Below are 23091 nucleotides of genomic sequence, written 5' to 3'. Positions count from 1 at the left end.
GGGAAACCTTTCTTCGCTCGGCCCGCCCAGGCGATCATGAGCCATGCCGAAGACTTCGAGACGCTCGTTCATGACCGCGGTGGCCGCCGCCTCCGCCGCGCCGCTGATCGCCCCGGCCCAGACCGCCCGGGCGGCGCCCGCCCGCGCCGCCGGGGCCGCCCACGCCTCGGCCGTACCGCTGTCCGCCGCGGGCGGCGGAAGCGCGGGCTTCATCACCCTGGCCGCCAACGACCCGGCCGCCCACTCCGCCCTCTCGCTCGGGAACCTCGTCGCCGGACCCCCGGCAGGCGACCCCGAGCGCACCGAGATCACCCACGGCGGAACGACCGTCGCGGTGCTCACCAAGGGGGCCCGCACCGTGCTGGTGCGCGGGCCCGAGCGGCGGTTCCAGGAGACCGGCAGGGTCTTCACGGACGTCTTCGACCGGACGAACGCGGAGAAATGGGGTTCCGTGCCCGGCGGGGGCTCCTGGACGCACGTCAACGGCAGGGACGGCAGCCCCAGCGCCCCGCCGGGCTCCGACTACGGGGTGACTCCGGCCGCCGCCTACCTCATGATCTCCACGACCGCCCCCACGACCGCCCGTCACACGACCCTGGTGGACGACGGGATCACCGACTTCGACGCCCGCGCGACGGCCCGCTTCGACAAGGCCCCCTCCGGCGCGACCGTCTCGTACGCCCTGTCCTTCGGCTACCAGAACACCAAGAACCACTTCCGCGCCCGGCTCTCCTTCTCCCCGCAGGACGGGGGCCGGCTCCGGCTGGAGAAGGAGGCGGCGGACCAGGTCTCGGAGCTGGGCGGCCCCCACTCCCTGGGCGTCGCCGCCTCTGCCGCCGCCGAGCCCTGGCACATCCGGGTCGTCCGCGAAGGCCGGGTCGTCCGGGCCCGCGCCTGGCAGGCCGGGACCGCCGAGCCGGCCGCCTGGCAGCTGTGGGCCGAGGACGCCGCCTTCCCGAAGGGCCGCGTCGGCGTCCGCGCCGCCGCCGGCGCGGGACTGGCGGGTCTGCCGGTCAAGCTCCTGGTCAGCGAGTTCACCGTGGTCTCCGCCGCGCCCGCGGTCACCCACCGGGAGTGGGTGCGGGTGCTCCCCGCGCCGTACGACGGGACCTGGACCTCCGCCGTGGAGGAGCGGGTCAGGGGCTGGGCCGGGTCGACGGCCCCCGACGCCCTCGCCCACGCGGCCATGTTCCTCAAGGGCGTGCCCCCGGTGACGTCGGCGCGGCCGGGCGAGGACCTCGGCAGGCCCGTCCTGGGCGCGGCCGGTTACAGCCCGCTGGTCAACGGCGTCCGGGACGAGGGGGCGGACTTCCACGAGTACTCGGGGGTGTCGTGGACGTTCCCGCCGGACAACAGGGTCTGGACCGCCGATCCCGCGTTCGCGGGGCATCTGGACTGCTCGGGCTATGTCCGGATGGTCTACGGACGCCATATGGGCGTGCCCATGACGTACTTCGGCGGGCCCGTCACCGGGGAGTACCTGCCCCGCGACTCGGCGGCGATGGCGCGGAACTCCCCCGGTGTGCGGATCGCCCACGCCGCCGCCGCGCCGCCCCCGCTCGCCGGCCTGCACATCGGTGATCTGCTCTTCTTCGACGCCGTGACGGACGCCGACGACAAGATCGACCATGTCGCGATCCATCTGGGCGTCGACGAGTTCGGCGCCCGGCGCTTTCTCTCCAGCCGCAAGACGCCCAACGGCCCGACGGCGGCCGACCTCGGCGGGGCCTCGACGATCGACGGGACGGGCACGTACGCCGAGACCCTGCGCACGATCCGCCGCCTCTGAGCCCGGTCCGGCCGGGGCTCCTCACGCCCGGCCCGTAATCTGACCGTATGACCACTGCCACCGGCCCGGACGCCGCCGCGCGCGTCGTGCCCGCCGTACGCGTCGTACTCGCCGACGACGAAGCGATGATCCGGGCCGGGGTGCGGGCCGTTCTCGGGGCCGAGCCCGGCATCGAGGTGGTCGCGGAGGCGGCGGACGGGCGGGAGGCCGTCGAACTGGCGCTGCGGCACCGGCCGGACGTGGCGCTGCTCGACATCAGGATGCCCCGGCTCGACGGGCTGCGGGCCGCCGAGGAGCTGCGTCGGGTGCTGCCGGAGGTCGCGATCGTGATGCTGACGACGTTCTCGGAGGACGAGTACATCGCCCGCGCGCTCGATTCGGGGGTGAGCGGCTTTCTGCTCAAGTCCGGGGATCCCCGGGATCTGATCAGCGGGATCCTCGCCGTCGCCGAGGGCGCGGCCTTTCTCTCGCCCGAGGTGGCCCGCCGGGTCATCGAACAGCTCGGCGGCGGGCGGCTGTCGCGCGCCGCCGAGGCCCGGCGGAAGCTGGAGCCGCTCACCGGCCGGGAGAGCGAGGTGGTGGCGCTGGTCGGCGCGGGGCTGTCCAACGGGGAGATCGCCGCCCGGCTCCATGTGGTGGAGGGCACGGTGAAGGCCCATGTCAGCGCGGTGCTCGCGCGGCTGGGGCTGCGGAACAGGGTCCAGCTGGCGATCCTGGCGCACGAGGCCGACGCGGTGGCCGAGGCGTAGGGAGGGACGAGGGCGGCGGCGGCGCGGTGGCCGAGACGTAGGGAGGGCGGCGGCCTCGCGGGGCGTACCCCCTGCCCGGCGAGGGCTCGCGGCCCGCCCGAAGGCGGCGTCCCCGCCCCGGGGGCGCTCCCGTCCGGGGACGGCACTTCCGTCGGGAGACGGCACTTTCGTCGGGGGACCCGGCGCGGGGCGCTCCGGGAGAGTGGGGGCCATGCGCAGAGAACGGACCCGGGACACCTTCGCCGACCTCGCGCTCTGGGCGCTGCTGAGCGGACCGGTGCTGCTCAAGGGCGATCCGAGCGACGGCGGGAGCCGGCTCGGCGTGGCCGCCGGGGTCGCGCTGCTCGGGGTCGCGGTGCTGGTGTGGCGGCGGGCCCCGCTGGTGTCGCTGGGCATCGCCATCGTGCTGGGGGCCTCGCGGAGCCTGGAGCTGTTCACCCCCGAGTACAGCCTGGCCATGACCGTGTTCGGCTATCTCGCCGGACGGCGCGCCGGACGGGCCCGGCCGGCGCTGATCGTCTTCGCGGGCGCCGCGGCCGGCTGTATGGCGCTGGCCCTGGCGGTCGAGGGAAGTCTGTGGGCCTGGCCCGCCCAGCTCGGCACGCTGCTCTTCACCGTGGTCGTGCCCTGGGTGGTGGGCCGGTACGTCCGGCAGTACGCGGAACTGGTCCGCGCGGGCTGGGAGCTGGCCGAGCGGATGGAGCGCGAGCAGCGGGCGGTCGCCGACCGGGAGCGGATCCGGGAGCGGTCTCGGATCGCCGGGGACATGCACGATTCGCTCGGCCACGATCTGGCGCTGATCGCGGTGCGGGCCGCCGCGCTGGAGGTCGACCGGACGCTGACCGAGCGGCAGCGGACCTCGGCCGGGGAGCTGCGCCGGTCGGCCGCCGACGCGACGGCCCGGCTGCGGGACATCGTCGGGGTGCTGCGGACCGGCGAGGAGGGCGCGCCGACGTCGCCCGCGCAGGAGACCGTACGGGCGCTGGTGGAGCGGTCGGCGGAGTCCGGGCTGGCGGTGGAGCTGTCCGAGGAGGGCGAGGGCGGGCCGCTGCCGGAGATGACGGGCCGGGCGGTGCACCGGGTGGTCCAGGAGTCCTTGACGAACGCCGCCAAGCACGCGCCGGGGGCGGAGGTGTCGGTGCGGGTGGCGCGGGAGCCCGGGGCGCTGCTCGTGGAGGTCGTGAGCGGGCGGGCGCGGCGGGCGCCGGCCGGTCCGGCGGGCGGCGGCACGGGGCTGGTGGCCCTGGACGAGCGGGTGCGGCTCGCGGGCGGCTCCCTGGTCCACGGGCCGGGTCCGGACGGCGGCTTCACCGTGACCGCCCGCCTTCCGGCCGGGGCGGCCGGGCTGCCCGCCGCCCCGGAGCCGGAGCCGGTCACCACCTCGCGGCGTGAGCTGGACCGCGCCCGTACCCGGGTCCGGCGCGGACTGGTCCAGGTGTTCGTGGTGCCGGTCGCGGGCGCGCTGGCGCTCGGTCTGCTCCTCTTCGGCGTCGACCAGTACACCCGGGCGCAGAGCGTGCTGGAACGCGAGCGGTACGACGAGATCCGGATCGGCGACACCCGCGCCGAGGCGGCCTCCCGGCTGCCCGCGTACAGCATCGAGGGGCGGCCGGAAGGCGTCGATCCGGAGCCGGCGGACGCGGGCGAGTGCGTGTACTACCGCGTCCGCAAGTACAGCGAGGCCCCCGCGTACCGGTTCTGCTTCCAGCGGGGACGCCTGGCGTCGAAGACGGTCGTCGACGACGTCCCGAACGAGGAGCACCGGCGCTGACGGTGAGCCCGCCGCCCCCCGCCGCCCGGGCCGGGGCGGGGCGGGGCGGGCGGCGGTCAGCGGGGCTGCGCGGCCGTTCTCTCGGACGGCGGGTCGGCGGGGAGCGCCACCAGGGCGGGGTCGGCGCGGGTGGAGAGGGAGGGGTGGACGGGGAGGACGCGGACGGTGTAGCCGAAGGGGCCGGTGCGGTCCAGGGCGAGGGTGCCCTCGAAGAGCCAGTGGCCCTCCAGATCGGGGCCCGAGGTCTGTTTGAGCGGGGTGACGCGGGCGTCGGCGATGGTGTCGTCGCCGTCGACGCGGCCCGCGACGACCTGCACCTCGACATCGTCGGGGCCGAGTTCGCCGAGGGCGATCCGCGCCCGCAGCGCGAGGGCCGCGCCCAGTTCGGCGGCGCCGTCGGCGGCCGGCTGCCGTACGGTCTCGACGTGGTCGACGGCCACCCGGGGCCAGGCGGCCCGCACCCGGGCCTTCCAGGCCGCCACCTCGCGGGCGGTGTCCGCGTCGAGGGCCCGGTGGGCGCGGGCGGCGGGGGCGTAGAGGCGTTCGACGTACTCCCGCACCATCCGGCCTGCCAGCACCTTGGGGCCGAGGGTGGCGAGCGTCCTGCGGACCATCTCGATCCAGCGGTGGGGCAGCCCCTGGGGGCCGTGTTCGTAGAAGCGGGGCGCGACTCGGTTCTCGATCAGCTCGTACAGCGCCGCCGCCTCCAGTTCGTCGCGCCGGTCCTCGGCGGTGGCGGAGCCGTCGGCGGTGGGGATCGCCCAGCCGAAGTCCGGTTCGTACCACTCGTCCCACCAGCCGTCGAGGACGGAGAGATTGAGGCCGCCGTTGAGCGCGGACTTCATTCCGCTGGTGCCGCAGGCCTCCAGCGGGCGCAGCGGGTTGTTGAGCCAGACGTCGCAGCCGGGGTAGAGCTTCTGCGCCATGCCCATGCCGTAGTCGGGGAGGAAGACGATCCGGTGGCGCACCCTGGGGTCGTCGGCGAACCGCACCAGCTCCTGGACGAGGCGTTTGCCGCCGTCGTCGGCGGGGTGGGCCTTGCCCGCGACGACGATCTGCACCGGGCGGGTGGGGTGGAGCAGCAGCTCCCGCAGCCGGTCGGGGTCGCGCAGCATCAGGGTGAGCCGTTTGTACGAGGGGACGCGGCGGGCGAAGCCGATGGTGAGGATCCCGGGGTCGAGGACGCCGTCGACCCAGCCGAGTTCGGCGGCGCCCGCGCCACGCTGCCGCCAGGAGGCGCGCAGCCGGGTGCGGACCTCGCCGACGAGTTGTTCGCGCAGTTCGCGGCGGAGTTCCCAGATCTCGGCGTCGGGGATCTTGACCACGGCGTTCCACAGCTCGGAGCCGCCGACGGTGAGGGCGTCCTCGGCGCGGCCCGCGCCGATCCGGCGGGCGCCGAGGCGGAGCACCTCGGGGGCGACCCAGGTCGGGGCGTGGACGCCGTTGGTGATGGAGGTGATGGGCACCTCCTCGGGGTCGAAGCCCGGCCAGAGCCCGGCGAACATGCTCCGGCTGACGGCTCCGTGGAGGGTGGAGACCCCGTTGGCGCGCTGGGCGAGCCGCAGTCCCATGGCGGCCATGTTGAAGAGGTGGGGTTCGCCGCCGGGGTAGTCCTCGCGGCCGAGCCGGAGGATCTTCTCGACGGGGACGGTGGGGAGTTCGGCGCGTTCGCCGAAGTGACGGGCGACGAGTTCGCGGTCGAAGCGGTCGATGCCGGCGGGCACGGGGGTGTGGGTGGTGAAGACGGTCCCGGCGCGGACGGCTTCGAGGGCGGCGTCGAACTCCAGTCCCGCCCCGCCCGTGCTCGTGCCCGCGCTCTCGTCCGTGCCCGCGTTCTCGCCCTCGCCCAGTTCGCGGATGCGCTCCAGGCCGAGGAAGCCGGCGTGGCCCTCGTTGGTGTGGAAGACCTCGGGCGGCGTGTGGCCGGTGAGCCGGCAGTACGCGCGGACGGCCCGGACGCCGCCGATGCCGAGCAGCATCTCCTGGAGCAGCCGGTGCTCGCTGCCGCCGCCGTAGAGCCGGTCGGTGACCTCGCGCTCCCCGGGTTCGTTCTCCTCGACGTCGGAGTCGAGCAGCAGCAGGGGCACCCGGCCGACGCGGGCGATCCAGACCTGGGCGCGCAGGGTGCGCCCGGCGGGCAGGGTGAGGGAGATCCGGGCGGGGGCGCCGTCGTGTTCCCTCATGAGGGCGACGGGCAGTTCGGCGGGGTCGAGCACGGGATAGTGCTCCAGCTGCCAGCCCTCGGGGGAGAGCGACTGACGGAAGTAGCCGTGCCGGTAGAGCAGCCCGACGCCGATGAGGGGGACGCCGAGGTCGCTGGCGGCCTTGAGATGGTCCCCGGCGAGGATGCCGAGTCCGCCGGAGTACTGCGGGAGCGCGGCGGTGACGCCGAACTCGGGGGAGAAGTAGGCGACGGCGCGGGGGAAGTCCCCGGCGGTCGCGCGGTCCTGGTTCTGGTACCACCTGCGGCCGTGCAGATAGTCGTCCAGATCGTCGGCGGCGGCGGTCATCCGGCGCAGGAAGCGCCGGTCCTCGGCGAGTTCGGCCAGCCGGGCGGCGGATACGGAGCCGAGCAGGCGTACGGGGTCGCCGCCGGCCGCCCGCCAGCCCTCGGGGTCGAGGGCCTGGAAGAGGTCGCGGGTCTCGGTGTGCCAGGACCAGCGCAGATTGCGGGCGAGGTCGCTGAGCGGGCTCAGTGGTTCGGGGAGGACGGGGCGGACGGTGAATCGACGAATGGCCTTCACGGGTTCCACCTTCGCAGGGGAGGTACGCATCCGAGGGGACGCACGGCGGTGTGCGCGTCTCCCCGTCACCCGAGGACGTTAGCGGCGGGCGGTCCTCCCCGGCACGGCGCGCGGCGGCGGGGCGGGTGCTTCCGCCGGGCGGCATGCCGTGGCGGTCTCCGCGCTCACCTGGGGCTTCGGCGGCGGGGCGGCCCCGGCGCGCCGATGGGGCGTTCGCCCCGGTGCGTTCGGCGGGGCCGGGCCCGGGCCAAGGGCGTGCGGGCCGTTCGGCGGCGGGGCGGACCGGGGATTCGTTCGCGCGGGTGAGTTCGGGGGCGGTGCGGGGGGGTGCGGAGAGTGCGGGCGGGGTCCGGAGGGGCGGGGTCGGCGATCGGGTTCGGGGCGGCCGCTGTCGGGACGGCCGGGGTCCGGCGATCGGGCGGCCGAGGGCGGTGGGGCGGTCAGGCGTCGGGCGTCAGGCGTCGGGCGTCAGGCGTCAGGCGGCGGAGAGGCTGCCGGCCCGGTACTCGCCCGGGGTCATCCCGTACCACTTGCGGAAGGCGAGGTGGAAGCCGACGGCGCTCTGGTAGCCGACGCGCGGCGGCACGGAGGACTGGGGCAGCGAGGTCTCGCCGAGGAGCCGGGCGGCCTCCTCCATCCGCCGGCCGGTCAGATGGCGGGCGGGGGCCTCCCCGACGAGTTCGCGGAAGGCGGCGGTGAAGGCCGAGCGGGACATGCCGACCTCCCGGGCGAGCGACTCGATGGTCCAGGGCTCGGCGAACCGGGTGGCGATGACCACCATGGCCTTGCTGATCCCGGGGTGGCGCAGCACGGGCAGCGAGGCGGGGTCGGCGGCGAGGTCGCGCAGGAGATTGCGCATCGCGAGGACGAGGGCCATCTCGAAGGCGCGCAGGGTCACCAGCCGGTCCCCGGGGCCGACGGGCCGGTCGGCGGCGGCGAGCAGCCGCAGGGTGTCGCGGAGCAGCGGCTCCTGCTCGACCTGCGCGCGGTCGAGCACCAGCGCCCAGGGCAGGGCCTGGTAGAGGCCGGTGGCGGCGGACTCGTCGTACCGCAGTCCGGCGCACAGGAGCCGGCTCTCGGGTCCGGCGGATCCGCCGATGCCGGTCGCTCCGGCGGGGCCGGGGCCGCGCCGGGGCGGTACGGAGCAAAGCGCGGCGCCGCCGCGCCGTTCGGGGTGGTCGGCGAGCCGGTGGGCGCTGCCGGTGGGTAAGACGGCGAGGTCGCCGGCGCGGAGGCGGATCGGGGTGCGGCCCTCGCCGGTCAGCCAGCAGCTGCCGCCGGTGATGAAGTGGAGTACGGCGCACCGCTCGGCCGCGTCCCCCTCGATGGCCCAGGGGGCGCGGACGTGCCAGCGGCTGTCGAAGACCCCGGCCAGCCGCAGGGGTTGGAGCAGCTCGCTGAGGAGGTCGTCGGCGTCGGGCGCGGCGGGGGCCGTCGGGGCGGCGGTGTTCACAGAGGCATCAGCGGTCGCAGCGGTGTCAACGGGGGTGATCTCCACGGGGTCCATTGGACGATCCTTCAACCTCCGACCCGGTTTGTTAATTGATCGGCCGAAGCCTCCGAAGCCAGCCTTGAAGAGCCGTACCCCGGCAGCGACCTCACCCTATCGAAGGGCTCTTCAAACATATGTCCGATCACATACCGATGCGCGTGGCGGTCGTGGGGGCGACCGGCTTCCAGGGCGGCGCCACCGCCCGTCTGCTGGCCGAGCGGGGCCATCCCGTCCACACGCTGAGCCGCAGACCGGCGGCGGACCGGCCGGAACTGCCCGGAATCTCCTTCCGGAGCGGCGATCTGGGGCGGTGCGACGATGTGCGGCGGCTCTTCGAGGGGGCCACGCACGCGGCGGTGGCGCTGCCGCTGGTATATCAGGCGGAGAAGGTGATGCGGTACGCCCAGCATCTGGCGAAGGCGGCCGGGGAGGCGGGGCTGCGGCGGCTGGTCTACAACGCGGGCACCCGGGTGCCGGACCGGACCACGGACGTCGTGGGCTTCGAGACCCGGCGGCTGGCGGAGACGGTGTTCCGGGAGGGGCTGGCGCACAGCGGGGTGGAGCTGGTGGTGCTGCGGCCGCCGGTCTATCTGGACAATCTCTTCGGCCCCTGGACGGGCCCGGCCCTGGTGAACGAGGGCGTGCTCGCGCATCCGCTGCCGGCGGAGCGGCCCGTCGCGTGGATCTCGCACCGGGATCTGGCCGAGGCGGTGCACGCGGCGCTCACCGTGGACGGCGTCGCGGGGCGCACCTTCGACATCGGCGGCGCGCGGACGCTGACGGGTCCCCGGCTGGCCCGGGCGTTCGCCCGGGGTCTCGGCCGTTCGGTGCGGTACGAGCCGCTGGATCCGGCGGAGTTCGAACGGCGGCTCGCCCGGATCGCGGGCGCGGAGGCGGCGGCCGGGGTCGCCGGGATCTACCGCCACCTCGCCACCGGCCGGGAGCCGGAGCTGCTGGCCGGCGACGACGGCTCCTCGGCGGCGCTGCTCTCGCTGAAGCCCGCGTCGGTGGAGGAGTGGGTGACGCGCCGGCCGTGGCAACTGTGGTCGGGCGGCCGGGAGGGCCGCCGATGACCGGGGCGACGGCCGCCCCCGGCCACGACGACGAGCCGAGCTGGGGCGCGTAGCCCCGCCCATTCCCGTGCCCGTTCCCGTGCCCATTCCCGTTCCCGTGCCCGTGCCCGTGCCTCTGTCTGTGCCTGCGCTTGTGCCCGTGCCCGTGCCTCTGTCTGTGCCTGCGCTTGTGCCTGTGCCCGTGCCCGTGCCCGTGCCCGACAGGATCCGCCGCGACGGGCGACGGCGGCCACCACCCCGTGACTCCGGCGGCGGGCCGCGGGCCGTCCCCCGCCGGGCCACCCCCGTACAGGACGCGGACGCGCGACGGACACAGGTCGCGGAGCACGGCCCTCCGCCGCCGGGCGACGCGCCGCGGCCGGAAACGCCGGCCGCCGGTGAACGCACACCCCGCCCGGCGTCCCCGCGGCCGGGAGCGCCCCGCGGCGGACGGGAGCGCGGGCGGCACGGAGGGCGCGGGACCCGGCGCGCGGCGGGGCGGGGTCCGCTCCGGGGGCTTCGCGAGGCCGGTCCGGGAGGCTCCCCGGCCCGGCCCGGGGCGGGAGGGCGGCCCGGCGCCGGATCGCCGCGCCGCCGCCGCGCCCGGGCCGTCGCGGGGCGCGGCCGTTCCGCGCCGGGCCGGGTGCGCCGCCGCCGAGCACCGGCGCGCCGGAGGGCGTTCCCGGCCGCGCCCCCGCGGCCGGGAACGCACCGGATTGCCCGCCCGGGCCCCGGGGGAAGGCTCCTCCGGTGTCCACCACCGGGCCGCCGCCCCCGGAGCGGACCCCGCCCCGCCACGCCGTCGTTCCGCCCACCCGGGTGAACGCGGACCGGGGCGGCCATGCCGTCGGCCCGTCCGCCGCCCGTCAAGCAGTTACAAATATCAGGTAAACCTTTCAAAGCATGACAATCTACTCACCCTGCCCTGTCCGTACAGCCCTCAGGTGAGCCCATGATCGGTCGCATTCCCGTCCTGGACGTCAGCCCTCTCATCGACTGCGGGAGACGACCCGCGAAAGCGGTCGTCGGAGAGACCTTCCGGATCAGCGCCACCGTCTTCCGCGAAGGGCACGAGGCCGTCGCCGCCAATGTCGTCCTGCGCGACCCCGCCGGACGGCCGGGACCCTGGACTCCCATGCGGGAGCAGGGAGCGGGGACCGACCGCTGGAGCGCCGAGGTCACCCCCGACGCCGAGGGGCGCTGGAGCTTCGCCGTCGAGGCCTGGAGCGACCCGGTCGCCGACTGGCTCCGCACCGCGCGGATCAAGATCCCGGCGGGCATCGACACCGTACTGACGCTCACCGAGGGCGCACAGCTGTACGAGCGGGCCGCCGAGGGAGTGCCCAAGAGCGACGGGCGCGAGGCGGTGCTCGCCGCCGCCGACGCCCTGCGGGACCCCGGCCGGCCGCCCTCGGCCCGGCTCGCCGCCGCCCTCGCCCCCGACGCGGCCGGGGCGCTCGCCCGCCACCCGCTGCGCGAACTGGTCACCGTCTCCCGCCCGCTGCCGCTGCTGGTCGAGCGCCGGCGCGCCCTCTTCGGCTCCTGGTACGAACTCTTCCCGCGCTCCGAGGGGGCCGTCCTCACCCCGGGCGCGCCCCCCGTGTCCGGCACCCTGCGCACCGCCGCCGAACGGCTCCCCGCCGTCGCCGCCATGGGCTTCGACGTGGTCTATCTGCCGCCGGTCCACCCCATCGGCGACACCTTCCGCAAGGGCCGCGACAACTCCCTCTCCCCCGGCCCCCACGACGTCGGCGTGCCCTGGGCGATCGGCTCCCGGGACGGCGGCCACGACGCGCTCCACCCCGACCTCGGCGCCTTCGAGGACTTCGACCACTTCGTGGCCACCGCCCGCGCCCTGCGGATGGAGGTCGCCCTCGACTTCGCGCTCCAGTGCTCGCCCGACCACCCCTGGGTGCGCGAACACCCCGAGTGGTTCCGCCACCGCGCCGACGGCACGATCGCCCACGCCGAGAACCCGCCGAAGAAGTACCAGGACATCTACCCCCTGGCCTTCGACCGGGACCTTCGCGGGCTGGTCCGGGAGAGCGTGCGGCTGCTGCGCTTCTGGATGGACCGGGGCGTACGGATCTTCCGGGTGGACAATCCGCACACCAAGCCGGTGGTCTTCTGGGAACAGGTGCTCGCCGAGGTCAACCGCACCGATCCGGACGTGATCTTCCTGGCGGAGGCGTTCACCCGGCCGGCCATGATGCGCGCCCTGGCCGACACCGGCTTCCAGCAGTCGTACACCTACTTCACCTGGCGCACCACGAAGCACGAGCTGACGGAGTACCTCACCGAGTTGTCCGGCGAGTCGGCCGCGTCCCTGCGGCCCAATCTCTTCGTGAACACGCCCGACATCCTGCACGCGTATCTCCAGAACGGCGGCCGGCCCGCGTTCGAGGCGCGCGCGGTGCTGGCCGCCACCCTCTCGCCGAGCTGGGGGATGTACGCCGGGTACGAGCTGTGCGAGAACACGCCGGTCAGGGCGGGCAGCGAGGAGTACCTGCACTCGGAGAAGTACGAGCTGCGCCCGCGCGACTGGGAGGCCGCCGAGCGCTCGGGCGCCACGATCGCACCGCTGATCACCGCCCTCAACCGGATCCGGCGCCGCCATCCGGCGCTCCAGCAGCTGCGCGATCTCCACTTCCACCACACCGACAACGACGCGGTCATCGCCTACTCGAAACGTTCCGCCTCGAACACCGTCGTCGTCATCGTGAACCTCGACCCCCACCACACCCAGGAGGCGACGGTCTCGTTGGACATGCCGCGGCTCGGCCTCGCCTGGCACGAGACCGCTCCGGTGCGCGACGAGCTCACCGGCGAGACCTATCACTGGGGCAGAACCGCGTATGTGCGACTGGAGCCGGGCCGCACGCCCGCGCACATCGTGGTTCTGCGACCGTCCCCGCCGATCGGAGGGTCACCCACATCATGATCGTCAATGAACCCGTCCACGACCTGTTCGAGGACACCCCCGCCAAGGACCGCGACCCCGACTGGTTCAAACGGGCGGTCTTCTACGAAGTCCTCGTCCGGTCCTTCCAGGACAGCAACGGCGACGGCGTCGGAGACCTCAAGGGCATCACCGCCAAGCTCGACTACCTCCAGTGGCTCGGCGTCGACTGTCTCTGGCTCCCGCCGTTCTTCAAGTCGCCGCTGCGGGACGGCGGCTACGACGTCTCCGACTACACCGCGGTGCTGCCCGAGTTCGGCGACCTCGCCGACTTCGTGGAGTTCGTGGACGCCGCGCACCAGCGCGGCATGCGCGTCATCATCGACTTCGTCATGAACCACACCAGCGACCAGCACGAGTGGTTCCTCCAGTCCCGCAGCCACCCCGAGGGGCCGTACGGCGACTACTACGTCTGGGCCGACGACGACAAGCGGTACGAGGACGCCCGGATCATCTTCGTCGACACCGAGACGTCCAACTGGACCTTCGACCCGGTGCGCAAGCAGTACTACTGGCACCGCTTCTTCGCCCACCAGCCCGATCTCAACTACGAGAACCCGGCGGTGCAGGAGGAGATCGTCTCCGCCCTGCGGTTCTGGCTGGACCTGGGCATCGACGGATTCCGGCTCGACGCCGTGCCCTACCTCTACCAGGAGGAGGGGACCAACTGCGAGAACCTTCCCGCCACCCACTCCTTCCTCCGCCGGGTCCGCGAGGAGATCGACGCCCACTACCCCGACACCGTGCTGCTCGCCGAGGCCAATCAGTGGCCCGAGGACGTCGTCGACTACTTCGGCGACTACCGGGCCGGCGGCGACGAGTGCCACATGGCCTTCCACTTCCCGGTGATGCCCCGCATCTTCATGGCGGTGCGCCGGGAGTCCCGCCACCCGGTCTCGGAAATCCTCGCCAAGACCCCGGCCATCCCCCAGAACTGCCAGTGGGGCATCTTCCTGCGCAACCACGACGAGCTGACCCTGGAGATGGTCACCGACGAGGAGCGCGACTACATGTACGCGGAGTACGCCAAGGATCCGCGGATGCGCGCCAACATCGGCATCCGCCGCCGGCTCGCCCCCCTGCTCGACAACGACCGCAATCAGATCGAGCTGTTCACCGCCCTGCTGCTGTCGCTGCCCGGCTCGCCGATCCTCTACTACGGCGACGAGATCGGGATGGGCGACAACATCTGGCTGGGCGACCGGGACGCGGTCCGCACCCCGATGCAGTGGACCCCGGACCGGAACGCGGGATTCTCCTCCTGCGACCCCGGGCGGCTCTATCTGCCGACCATCATGGACCCCGTCTACGGCTACCAGGTCACCAATGTCGAGGCGTCCATGTCCAGCCCGTCCTCGCTGCTGCACTGGACCCGGCGGATGATCGAGATCCGGAAGCAGAACCCGGCCTTCGGACTCGGCTCGTACACCGAACTGCCCTCCTCCAACCCCGCCGTGCTCGCCTTCACCCGGGAGCACAAGGACGACCTGGTGATGTGCGTCCACAACTTCTCCCGCTTCGCCCAGCCCACCGAGCTGGACCTGCGGAGCTTCACCGGCCGTCACCCGGTCGAGCTGATCGGCGGGGTGCGCTTCCCGCCCGTCGGCCAGTGGCCCTATCTGCTCACCCTGGCCGGCCACGGCTTCTACTGGTTCCGCCTCAGGAAGAGCGCCGCCGCCCTCTGACCGCCGGGCGGGGCTCCCCTCCCCCCGCGGGTACGCCCCGGGCCCGCACGACGGACCCGGGACGGACCGCGCACCGAGCGGCCGCCGCCGCCCCGCACCGGGGGGGCACTCGCCCCCCACCCCCGCGCGCCGCCGGACAGTCCACGCCATGATCCGGGACACTCTGCGCATTCGGCGCAGTAGACGTGTACTCGGGGAAAGGACGCGATTCCATGTCGGAGGCTGCATCCACCCGGACTACCACCGGTCTTCTCCCGTCCCTCGCACCGCTGCTGCGCTCCTGGCTGCCGCGCCAGCGCTGGTTCGCCGGGAAGGGCCGGCCGGTCACCGGCTTCTCCCTGATCTCGGCGACCGAGCTGCTGCCCGTCGCCGGCGCGGGCCCCGGACTGCTCCATCTACTGGTCGGCGTCCACCGCCCCGCCGCCGGCAGCACCTCGGCCCGGGACTGCTATCAGCTCCTCCTCGGCGTCCGCCGCGCCCTCCCCCCGCATCTCGCCCCCGCGCTCATCGGCCGCCCCGCCGCCGGACCGCTGGCCGGCCGGACCGTGTACGAGGGCCTGCACGACCCGCGGCTGGCCGAACTGATCCTGGAACGGCTGCGCACCCCCGGCTCGCTCGGACCGCTGCGCTTCGAGCGCTCCGACGACGCCCCGCCCGTCCCCGGCGGACTGCGCGCCCGGCCGCTCGACGCGGAGCAGTCCAACTCCTCCCTGGTCTACGGCGACGCCTACATCCTCAAGATCTTCCGGCGCGTCCAGCCCGGCCCCAACCCCGATCTGGAACTCCCCCTCGCCCTGGCCCGCGCGGGCTGCGCCCGGGTGCCCGCGCCCGTCGCCTGGTACGAGGCCGCCGCGCCCCGCCCGTACACGCTCGGCGTCCTCCAGCCGTTCCTGCGCGGCTCCACCGACGGCTGGGTCCTCGCGCTGGAGGCGCTGGGGACCGGATCGCCCTTCACCGACCAGGCCCGCGCGCTGGGCCGGGTCACCGCCGAGGTGCACACCGCGCTGGCGGACGAGCTGCCCACCGTGGCCCTGGGCCGCCCGCAGACCGAGCGGCTCGCCCGGGGCATGAACCGCAGACTCGACGAGGCCGCGCGGGCGGTGCCCGCGCTGCTGCCCTACGCGCCCCGGCTGCGCGCCGCCTTCGACGCGATCGCCGAACCGGCCCGCGCCGGACGCGGCTGGCGCGCCCAGCGGGTGCACGGCGACCTCCATCTGGGCCAGGCGCTGTACGACCCGCTGCCGCCGCGCCCCGGGAGCCGCTGGTCGCTCATCGACTTCGAGGGCGAGCCCGCCCGCCCCCTCGCCGAACGCAGCCGGCCCCAGCCCGCGGTCCGCGACATCGCCGGGATACTCCGCTCCTTCGACTACGCGGCCCGCACCCACCGCCCCTGGAACCCGGCCTGGGCCGAGCGCTGCCGGGACGCCTACTGCGAGGGATACGCCGAGACCTCCGGCGCCGACCCCCGCGCCGAGCCCGAGCTGCTGCGCGCCTACGAGACGGACAAGGCGGTGTACGAGGTCGTCTACGAGGCCCGGCACCGGCCCGACTGGCTGCCGGTGCCGATGGCGGCCATCGACCGCCTCGCCGCCGCGCTGATCTGACGGCCCCGCACCGACCCCGCCCGACCGGCGCGAACACCTCTGCCCCCACCCGCCCCTTGTGTACCAGCCGTCCGCCGAGGAGACCCGACCACTGTGACCGCCCGCCCCCCGTCCCGCAAGACCTCCCCGCCCGCCCCCGCGGCCCCCGGCGACCCGGCCCGGCAGCGGGCGAGGACCGCCCCGCCGGTCCCCGGCGCGCCCCGGCCCCGGTCCGCCGGCCACGATGTGCGCACCGCCCCGCCGCTCGACCCGGGCGACCGGGAACGGCTGCTGACGGGCGGCCACCACGACCCGCACGCCCTGCTCGGCGCACACCCCGGGCCGGCCGGGACGGTGGTGCGGGCGCTGCGCCCCTCCGCGCGCGCCGTGACCTTCGTCGCCGAGGGTCTGCGGGCCGAGCTGCACGACGACGGCGACGGGCTCTTCTCGGGGACGCTGCCGCCGGACGCCGGCCCCGAGTACCGGCTGCTCGTGACGTACGACGGGGAGGGCGGCCCGCACGAGCGCGAGACGCACGACCCGTACCGCTTTCTGCCCGCCCTCGGCGAACTCGATCTGCATCTGATCCGCGAGGGCCGGCACGAGGAGCTGTGGCGGGCGCTCGGCGCGCACCCGATGACCTGGCAGGGCGTCACCGGGACCCGGTTCACCCTGTGGGCGCCCAACGCGCGCGGGGTCCGGGTCACCGGCGACTTCACCTACTGGGACGGCTCCGGCTTCCCGATGCGCTCGCTGGGCTCGTCGGGGGTGTGGGAGCTGTTCGTGCCGGGCGTCGGCGAGGGCACACTCTACAAGTTCCAGATCATGCGCCCGGACGGCTCGCACACCCTGCGCGCCGACCCGATGGCGCGCCGTACCGAGGTGCCGCCCGCGAACGCCTCCGTGGTCACCGAGTCCCACCATGTGTGGCGGGACGAGGCGTGGATGGCCCGCCGGGGCGACCGCCCGGTCCACGAGTCGCCGTTCTCGGTGTACGAGGTGCACCTCGGCTCGTGGCGGCCGGGGCTCAGCTACCGCAGGCTGGCCGAGCAGCTGCCGTCCTACGTCAAGGACCTGGGCTTCACCCATGTGGAGCTGATGCCGGTGACCGAGCATCCGTTCGGCGGCTCCTGGGGCTATCAGGTGACCGGCTTCTACGCGCCGACCTCCCGGATGGGCACTCCGGACGACTTCCGCCATCTGGTCGACGCGCTGCACCGGGCGGGCATCGGCGTGATCATGGACTGGGTGCCCGCGCACTTCCCGCGCGACGACTGGGCGCTCGCCCGCTTCGACGGCCGCCCGCTGTACGAGCCCGAGGACCCGAGCCGGGCCGACCATCCCGACTGGGGCACGCTGGAGTTCGACTACGGCCGCACGGAGGTGCGGAACTTCCTGGTGGCCAACGCGGTCTACTGGTGCGAGGAGTTCCACATCGACGGGCTGCGGGTCGACGCCGTCGCCTCGATGCTCTATCTGGACTACTCGCGCGAGGACGGCGCCTGGCGGCCCAATGAGCACGGCGGCCGGGAGAACCTGGACGCGGTGGCGTTCCTCCAGGAGATGAACGCGACGGTCTACCGGCGCTGCCCCGGTGTGGTGACGATCGCGGAGGAGTCCACCGCGTGGGACGGCGTCACCCGGGCCACCCACCATGTGGGCCCCGGCGGGTTCGGCGGTCTGGGGTTCGGGCTGAAGTGGAACATGGGCTGGATGCACGACTCGCTCGGCTACGCGGCGCACGAGCCGGTGCACCGCAGGTTCCACCACCACGAGATGACCTTCTCGATGGTGTACGCGTACAGCGAGAACTACATCCTGCCGATCTCGCACGACGAGGTGGTGCACGGCAAGCGGTCGCTGGTGAGCAAGATGCCCGGCGACTGGTGGCAGCAGCGCGCCAACCACCGGGCCTATCTCGGCTTCATGTGGGCCCATCCGGGGAAGCAGCTGCTCTTCATGGGGCAGGAGTTCGCCCAGGGCGCGGAGTGGTCGGAGAGCCACGGCCCGGACTGGTGGCTGCTGGATCCGTCCTACGCGGCGGAGCCCGACCACCGGGGGGTGCGGCTGCTGGTCCGCGATCTCAACACGGTCTACGGCGCGACCCCGGCGCTCTGGCAGCGCGACTCGGCCCCGGAGGGGTTCTCCTGGGTGGAGGGCGACGGGGCCGACGACAATGTCTTCGCCTTTCTGCGCTTCGACGCCTCGGGAGGGCCGCTGCTGTCGGTGAGCAACTTCTCGCCGGTGATCCGCCACGAGTTCCGGCTCGGGGTCCCCGAGTCGGCCCCCTGCTGGGAGGAGATCCTGAACACCGACGCGGGACGGTACGGGGGCGGGGACGTGGGCAATCCGGACCCGCTCAAGGCGGAGCCGGTGGCGTGGCACGGCCAGGGCGCGTCCGTACGGCTGACGCTGCCCCCGCTCGCGACGGTGTGGCTGCGGCCGGTGTGAGCGCGCCCGCGCCCCGGGCCGGTACGCCGCCGCGCCGGTACGGGGCCGGGCGGGCGGCGGGGCCGGGGCGCGGGGCGGTCAGCCGGCGGGGGCCAGGGCCGGGGGCGGCTCGCCGGTGTGGACGACGGTCAGGCGCCGGGTGGCCCGGGTGAGCGCCACATAGAGGTCGCCGGCCCCCAGGAGCGCGGGCTCGACCACGATCACGGAGTCGAACTCCAGCCCCTTGGCCTCGCGGGGTTCGAGCAGGACGACGGCGCGGGAGAGGTCGACGGGCCCCTGGAGGGGGGCCAGCCGGCCGTGGAGTTCGCGCGGGGCGATCACCGCGAGCCGTCCGTCGGCGGAGGTCTCCCGGGCGACGGCGGCCAGCACCGTCTCGGCGAGCCGCCCGGCCGGCTCGGCGCGTTCGATCCGGGGCGGGACCCCGGTGGAGCGCACGGAGCGCGGCGGCTCGAAGCCGGGGCGGCTCTCCCGGAGCACGGCGGCGGCCACCGCCATGATCTCGGCGGGGGTGCGGTAGTTGACGCCGAGCCGGGTGAGCCGCCAGCGGTCGCCGACGTACGGCCGAAGGATCTCCTCCCAGGAGGCCGGCTCGGCTCCGTCCCCGGTCTGCGCGGGGTCGCCGACCAGGGTCATCGACCGGGTCGGGCAGCGGCGCATCAGCAGCCGCCAGGCCATCGCGGACAGCTCCTGGGCCTCGTCCACGATGATGTGGCCGAACGCCCAGGTGCGGTCGGCCGCGGCGCGCTCGGCCGCGCTCCGGCGGTCGGCCTCGTCGTGGCGTTCGGCCATCCGCTCGGCGTCGATGACGTCGTGCGCGGCGAGCAGCTCGGACTCCTCGTCCTCGTACTCGTAGGTCCGGGAGCCCTCGGAGAGGTCGAGCACGCCCTGCGCGTAGGCGATCCGCTCATGCCGTTCGGCCTCGGCGGCGGCGCGTTCGGCGCTGTCGTCCACGCCGAGGAGTTCGGCGGCCTCGTCCAGCAGCGGCACATCGGCGGGGGTCCACGGCCCGGCGGTCCGGCGGATCAGCGCCGCCTCGTGCTCGGGGAGCTGCCGCTCCGGTTCGGCGAGCACTTCGGCGACGAGCCGTTCGGGGGTGAGCGAGGGCCAGAGCAGCTCGACGGCGGCGTGCACCTCGGCGCTGACGGCGATCTCCTTGCCGAGCTGGGCGAGATCGTCGGGGCCGAGGAGATTCGGTCCGCCGTACGGGTCGGCGCCGAGGCGGTCGGCGAGCTGCGCGGTGAGCGCGTCGATGATCCGGAAGGCGAAGTGCGGGCGGGCGAGATTGTGCGGCAGCCCGGTGGCACGGGCCCGATCGCGGGCCTCGTACGCCATCTCCCGGTGCAGCAGCAGCGTGCCGTACTGCCCGTGGTCGATCTCCAGGGCGGCCTCGGGCACGGTTCCGGCGGCCTCGAAGTCGATGTCGGGCACGGTCTCGGGGAGCGCCTGGCGGTCGCGCACGGCGCGGGCGAGGACCTCGGCCATCTCGGCGCGGCCCTTGACCCGGGCGGCGGCGGGGGTGTCGGCGCCGTCGGCGCGTACGCCGGGGAACAGCTCGGCGACGGTGGCGAGCAGCACACCGGTCTCGCCGAGCGAGGGCAGCACCTCGCCGATGTAGCCGAGGAAGGCCGGATTCGGTCCGACGACGAGGACGGCGCGCCGGGCGAGCTGTTCCCGGTGGGCGTAGAGGAGGAACGCGGCCCGGTGCAGGGCGACGGCGGTCTTCCCGGTGCCCGGCCCGCCCTCGACGACGAGGACGCCGTGGCGCGGGGCGCGGATCACCCGGTCCTGCTCGGCCTGGATCGTCCGGACGATGTCGGCCATCCGTCCGGTGCGGGCGGCCCCGAGCGCGGCGAGCAGCACGGCGTCTCCGCCGGGGTCCTCGTGGCCGGTGCGGGTGGCGTCGCCCAGATCGAGGATCTCGTCGTGGAGCGCGGTGACGACGCGTCCCTCGGTGGTGATGTGACGGCGCCGGGCCAGGCCCATCGGCTCGTGTCCGGTGGCGAGATAGAAGGGGCGGGCGACGGGGGCGCGCCAGTCGACGAGCAGCGGGGTGCGTTCGGCGTCGTCCTCGCGGATGCCGATCCGGCCGATGTGGTGGCGGGCGCCGTCACGCATGTCGAGCCGGCCGAAGCAGAGTCCGGTCTCGACGGCGTTCAGCGCGGAGAGGCGCGCGGAGTGCTCGGCGATGCTCACATCGCGCTCGATCCGGGCCTGGTGTCCCGTTCCGGACGGCCGGGCCACGGCGTCGACGGCGGTCTCCGCCCGCTCGCGGAGGGTGTCGAGACGCCGGTGGAGCAGGGAAATGAATTGCTGCTCCTTCTGCAATTCCACGGTTGACCATTCCATGGTTGACAATTCAGCTCCAGACGCGATACGGTGACACCAGTGAGGTTTTCTCCGTCCATTATGGAAATGAACAGGGAAACACCCAATATACGCAGAGAGCAGCCCCTTCCGTCAATTCGGCAGGGGTATTTTCATGCCGTGGGACGACTGGGCGCGGGGCGGTGCCGCCGAGGGCCCGCGCCCTCGGCGACTGCGGGGGCGCGGGCATGGCCGCTGTCGCGGCCGGGGTTGGGGATTGGGCGGTTTCAGCTGATTTGCCGCTTCCGCGGCCTCGGCGCTTCCTGCGGATTCGGCGCGCCCTGCGGCCTCTGCACGTCCTGTGCAGTTGGCACGTCACGTGGCCTCGGAACTTCCCGTGGCCTCGGTGCCTCCTGCCGATTCGGCACCTCCTGCGGCCTCAGCGCCTCCCGTGAACTCGGCACGCCCTGTGGCCTCTGCACGTCCTGCGCATTCGGAGCGTCCCGTGGCCGCAGCGCTCCCCGTGCATGAGGCATGTCCCGTGGCCTCGGCGCCTCCTGCGGCCTCAGCGCTTCCCACGGATTCGGATCTTCCCGCAGGTTCGGTACTTCTCGTGGCCTCAGTGCCTCTTGCGGATTCGATACCTCCCGTGACCTCGGCGTCTCCCACGGATTCGGCACTTCCGTGGCCTCGGCGCCTCCTGCGGATTCGGGGCTTCCCGCGACTCCGGTGCCTCCCGTGGATTCAACGCTTCCGCGACCGCAGCGCCTCCCGCGGATTCGGGGCTTCCCGTGAACCCAGCGCCTCCCCCGGATTCCGCGCTCCCGCGGATTCCGCGCTTCCCGCGGCCACTGCGTCGCGCGCGGCCGCGGTGCATTCAGTGGATTTAGTGGTTGAAGACCGAGCCCAGTGCGCTCTCCGGGGCGGCGATCGCGCCGAGGGTGCCATTGCCGAAGGTGACGGACTTGTCGACGGTCGGTCCGGCGGAAGTGCCGCGGAGAATCCAGAGGGCTCCGGCCGCGTCGTTCTCCCCCTCCGCGCCGACGATCAGCTCCGCGCGGCCGTCGCCGTTGAGATCGGCCGACTTGGTCGCCGAGCCGAACAGATCGCGCTTCTCCGCCGTGCCGGGGACGCCCCGGGTGCTCTGGTTGAAGCCCTTGGCCCCGGCGCCGGTGAGCCCCTTGCGGGCGCCGCGCAGAGTGATCACCGCGCCGGTCGCCGTGATGCCGTCGAAGCTCTCGCCCGGGACGCCGACCGAGACTTCCGCGTATCCGTCGCCGTCGAGATCGCCGACCGAGACGCCCGAGCCGAAGGCGTCGTCCGCCTCGGCCGTGCCCGGGATTCCGGCGCTGTCCTGGTTGAAGGAGCGCGCCCGGGCCCCGGCCGGGCCCTTGGCGGAGCCGGGCACGACGGTGATCATGCCGCCGTTGGCGAGCGGGATGCCCAGATCGCTGTCGTATCCGTCGACGGCGCGGCCCGTGACGATGTCTTCGAAGCCGTCGCCGTCGATGTCGCCGAGGTCGAGATTCTCCCCGCCCTCCAGCACGCCGCCCAGGCCGTCCTCGACGACCGCGGCGGGGGCGGGCCCGTTCCGGCCGCCCTTCCAGACCACGGTGCGGCGGGCGTCGTACTCGTCGGTGTCATGGCGTACGGCGGCGATGTCGGTCCGTCCGTCGCCGTTCACGTCCCCGGCGGCGAGATCCATCACCACGGTGGAGTCGAACGAGCCGACGGACGAGTCCGCGGCGGCGGAGCCGTCCCGGCGGAACGGCCCGGAGAGGACCCGCAGACCGCTGTCGCCCTCCACGGTCGCGACGTCGAAGTCGCCGTCGCCGTCGAAGTCGCCCGTCACCACGTGCGCGCCGACCCGGTCGTACTCCGCCGCGCCGTCCAGCGGGGTCGCGGCGCCCCCGAGACCCTTCGCGCCGCCCCAGATCACCGAGAGCGCGCCGGCCCGGTCCCGGGCGCCCACGTCCTCGCCGGGGGCGCCGACGACCAGATCCGTGTAGCCGTCGCGGTCGAGATCGGCGGTGGCGAGGGCCGAGCCGTACGCGTCCCCGGCCTCGGCGGCGCCGGGCATCCCCGGCCGGTCCTGGTGGAACAGCTTCCGCACGCCGGGCAGGGGCTTGCTCTTGGAGCCGTACAGCACCGCGACGTATCCGGCCTTCTTCGTGCCGTCGGCCGTGCCGGCGGGGGCGGAGACCGCCACGTCCCGGAAGCCGTCGCCGTTGAAGTCCTCGGGCCGCGCGGACGCCGGCTTCCCCGCGGTCCGCTCCCCGACGGCCTGCTCCCCGGCGGCGGACGCGGCCCGCGCGGGGGCGGCGAACGCGGCCGGAGCGGCCAAGGAGCAGACGACCGCGGTCGCCACGGCCACCGCCAGCCCCGATGTCACCCTGTGCGAGTTCGTGTTCATGGTGCGGTCCTCCCGTGAGCGCGCGGCTCTCACCCCGGTGGTTCTGACCGCGCGTCTGCTTGACCCGTGAACCCGCGGAACGGTTGCCCCGCGGCTGGA

Annotated in this window: 12 protein-coding genes; 8 read left to right on the top strand and 4 right to left on the bottom strand. The window is 74.3% G+C overall.

Translation table 11 applies throughout. The features are described 5' to 3' along the window. The first annotated feature begins 43 nt into the window (after positions 1 to 43). The 3 genes from ACF089_RS00950 (at position 44) to ACF089_RS00940 (ending at position 4309) form a co-directional block, all read left to right on the top strand. Positions 44 to 1789, top strand: coding sequence for an NlpC/P60 family protein (locus ACF089_RS00950; protein WP_392020045.1), 1746 nt, complete (start codon positions 44 to 46; stop codon positions 1787 to 1789). 47 nt (positions 1790 to 1836) lie between these two features. After that, complete coding sequence (locus ACF089_RS00945; RefSeq protein WP_392020043.1) at positions 1837 to 2538, top strand: response regulator; 702 nt, start codon at positions 1837 to 1839, stop codon at positions 2536 to 2538. 211 nt (positions 2539 to 2749) lie between these two features. Further along, the gene (locus tag ACF089_RS00940; RefSeq protein WP_392020040.1) at positions 2750 to 4309 is read left to right on the top strand and encodes a histidine kinase; all 1560 of its coding nucleotides are present in this window, start codon (positions 2750 to 2752) and stop codon (positions 4307 to 4309) included. A gap of 56 nt (positions 4310 to 4365) precedes the next feature. On the opposite strand, the gene glgP is transcribed toward ACF089_RS00940, so the two are convergent. Both glgP and ACF089_RS00930 read right to left on the bottom strand, forming a co-directional pair. Then, positions 4366 to 7053 (bottom strand): alpha-glucan family phosphorylase, encoded by a 2688-nt coding sequence (gene glgP / locus ACF089_RS00935; RefSeq protein WP_392020038.1) that lies wholly within the window; start codon positions 7051 to 7053, stop codon positions 4366 to 4368. Positions 7054 to 7528: 475 nt separating this feature from the next. Beyond that, complete coding sequence (locus ACF089_RS00930; protein ID WP_392020035.1) at positions 7529 to 8560, bottom strand: AraC family transcriptional regulator; 1032 nt, start codon at positions 8558 to 8560, stop codon at positions 7529 to 7531. 119 nt (positions 8561 to 8679) lie between these two features. Here ACF089_RS00930 and ACF089_RS00925 point away from each other — a divergent pair, with 119 nt between their 5' ends. From ACF089_RS00925 to glgB, 5 genes are all read left to right on the top strand, one after another. Continuing rightward, complete coding sequence (locus ACF089_RS00925; protein ID WP_392020033.1) at positions 8680 to 9618, top strand: SDR family oxidoreductase; 939 nt, start codon at positions 8680 to 8682, stop codon at positions 9616 to 9618. Positions 9619 to 10549: 931 nt separating this feature from the next. Further along, positions 10550 to 12538 carry a maltotransferase domain-containing protein gene (locus tag ACF089_RS00920; protein ID WP_392020031.1) on the top strand — a complete coding sequence of 663 codons (1989 nt, stop codon included), beginning with the start codon at positions 10550 to 10552 and terminating at the stop codon, positions 12536 to 12538. Beyond that, positions 12535 to 14241, top strand: coding sequence for a maltose alpha-D-glucosyltransferase (gene treS / locus ACF089_RS00915; RefSeq protein ID WP_392020029.1), 1707 nt, complete (start codon positions 12535 to 12537; stop codon positions 14239 to 14241). Before ACF089_RS00920 ends, treS begins: the two co-directional genes overlap by 4 nt. 212 nt (positions 14242 to 14453) lie before the next feature. Then, the gene (locus ACF089_RS00910; RefSeq protein ID WP_392020026.1) at positions 14454 to 15845 is read left to right on the top strand and encodes a maltokinase; all 1392 of its coding nucleotides are present in this window, start codon (positions 14454 to 14456) and stop codon (positions 15843 to 15845) included. A gap of 225 nt (positions 15846 to 16070) precedes the next feature. After that, complete coding sequence (glgB, locus tag ACF089_RS00905) at positions 16071 to 18275, top strand: 1,4-alpha-glucan branching enzyme (RefSeq protein ID WP_392021538.1); 2205 nt, start codon at positions 16071 to 16073, stop codon at positions 18273 to 18275. A gap of 78 nt (positions 18276 to 18353) precedes the next feature. On the opposite strand, the gene ACF089_RS00900 is transcribed toward glgB, so the two are convergent. Together ACF089_RS00900 and ACF089_RS00895 are read right to left on the bottom strand one after the other, a co-directional pair. Then, a complete protein-coding gene (locus tag ACF089_RS00900; RefSeq protein WP_392020023.1) occupies positions 18354 to 20621 on the bottom strand; it encodes a HelD family protein in 2268 nt (755 codons plus the stop codon). 844 nt (positions 20622 to 21465) lie between these two features. Further along, complete coding sequence (locus tag ACF089_RS00895; protein WP_392020020.1) at positions 21466 to 22992, bottom strand: FG-GAP repeat protein; 1527 nt, start codon at positions 22990 to 22992, stop codon at positions 21466 to 21468. Positions 22993 to 23091 lie beyond the last annotated feature (99 nt).

It is taken from the genome of Streptomyces sp. NPDC014894 (assembly GCF_043080985.1).
In the GTDB taxonomy this organism is placed as follows: Bacteria; Actinomycetota; Actinomycetes; order Streptomycetales; family Streptomycetaceae; genus Streptomyces.
The sequence above is the reverse complement of the archived record's forward strand: the minus strand, read 5'-3'. Positions and strand labels throughout refer to the sequence as shown.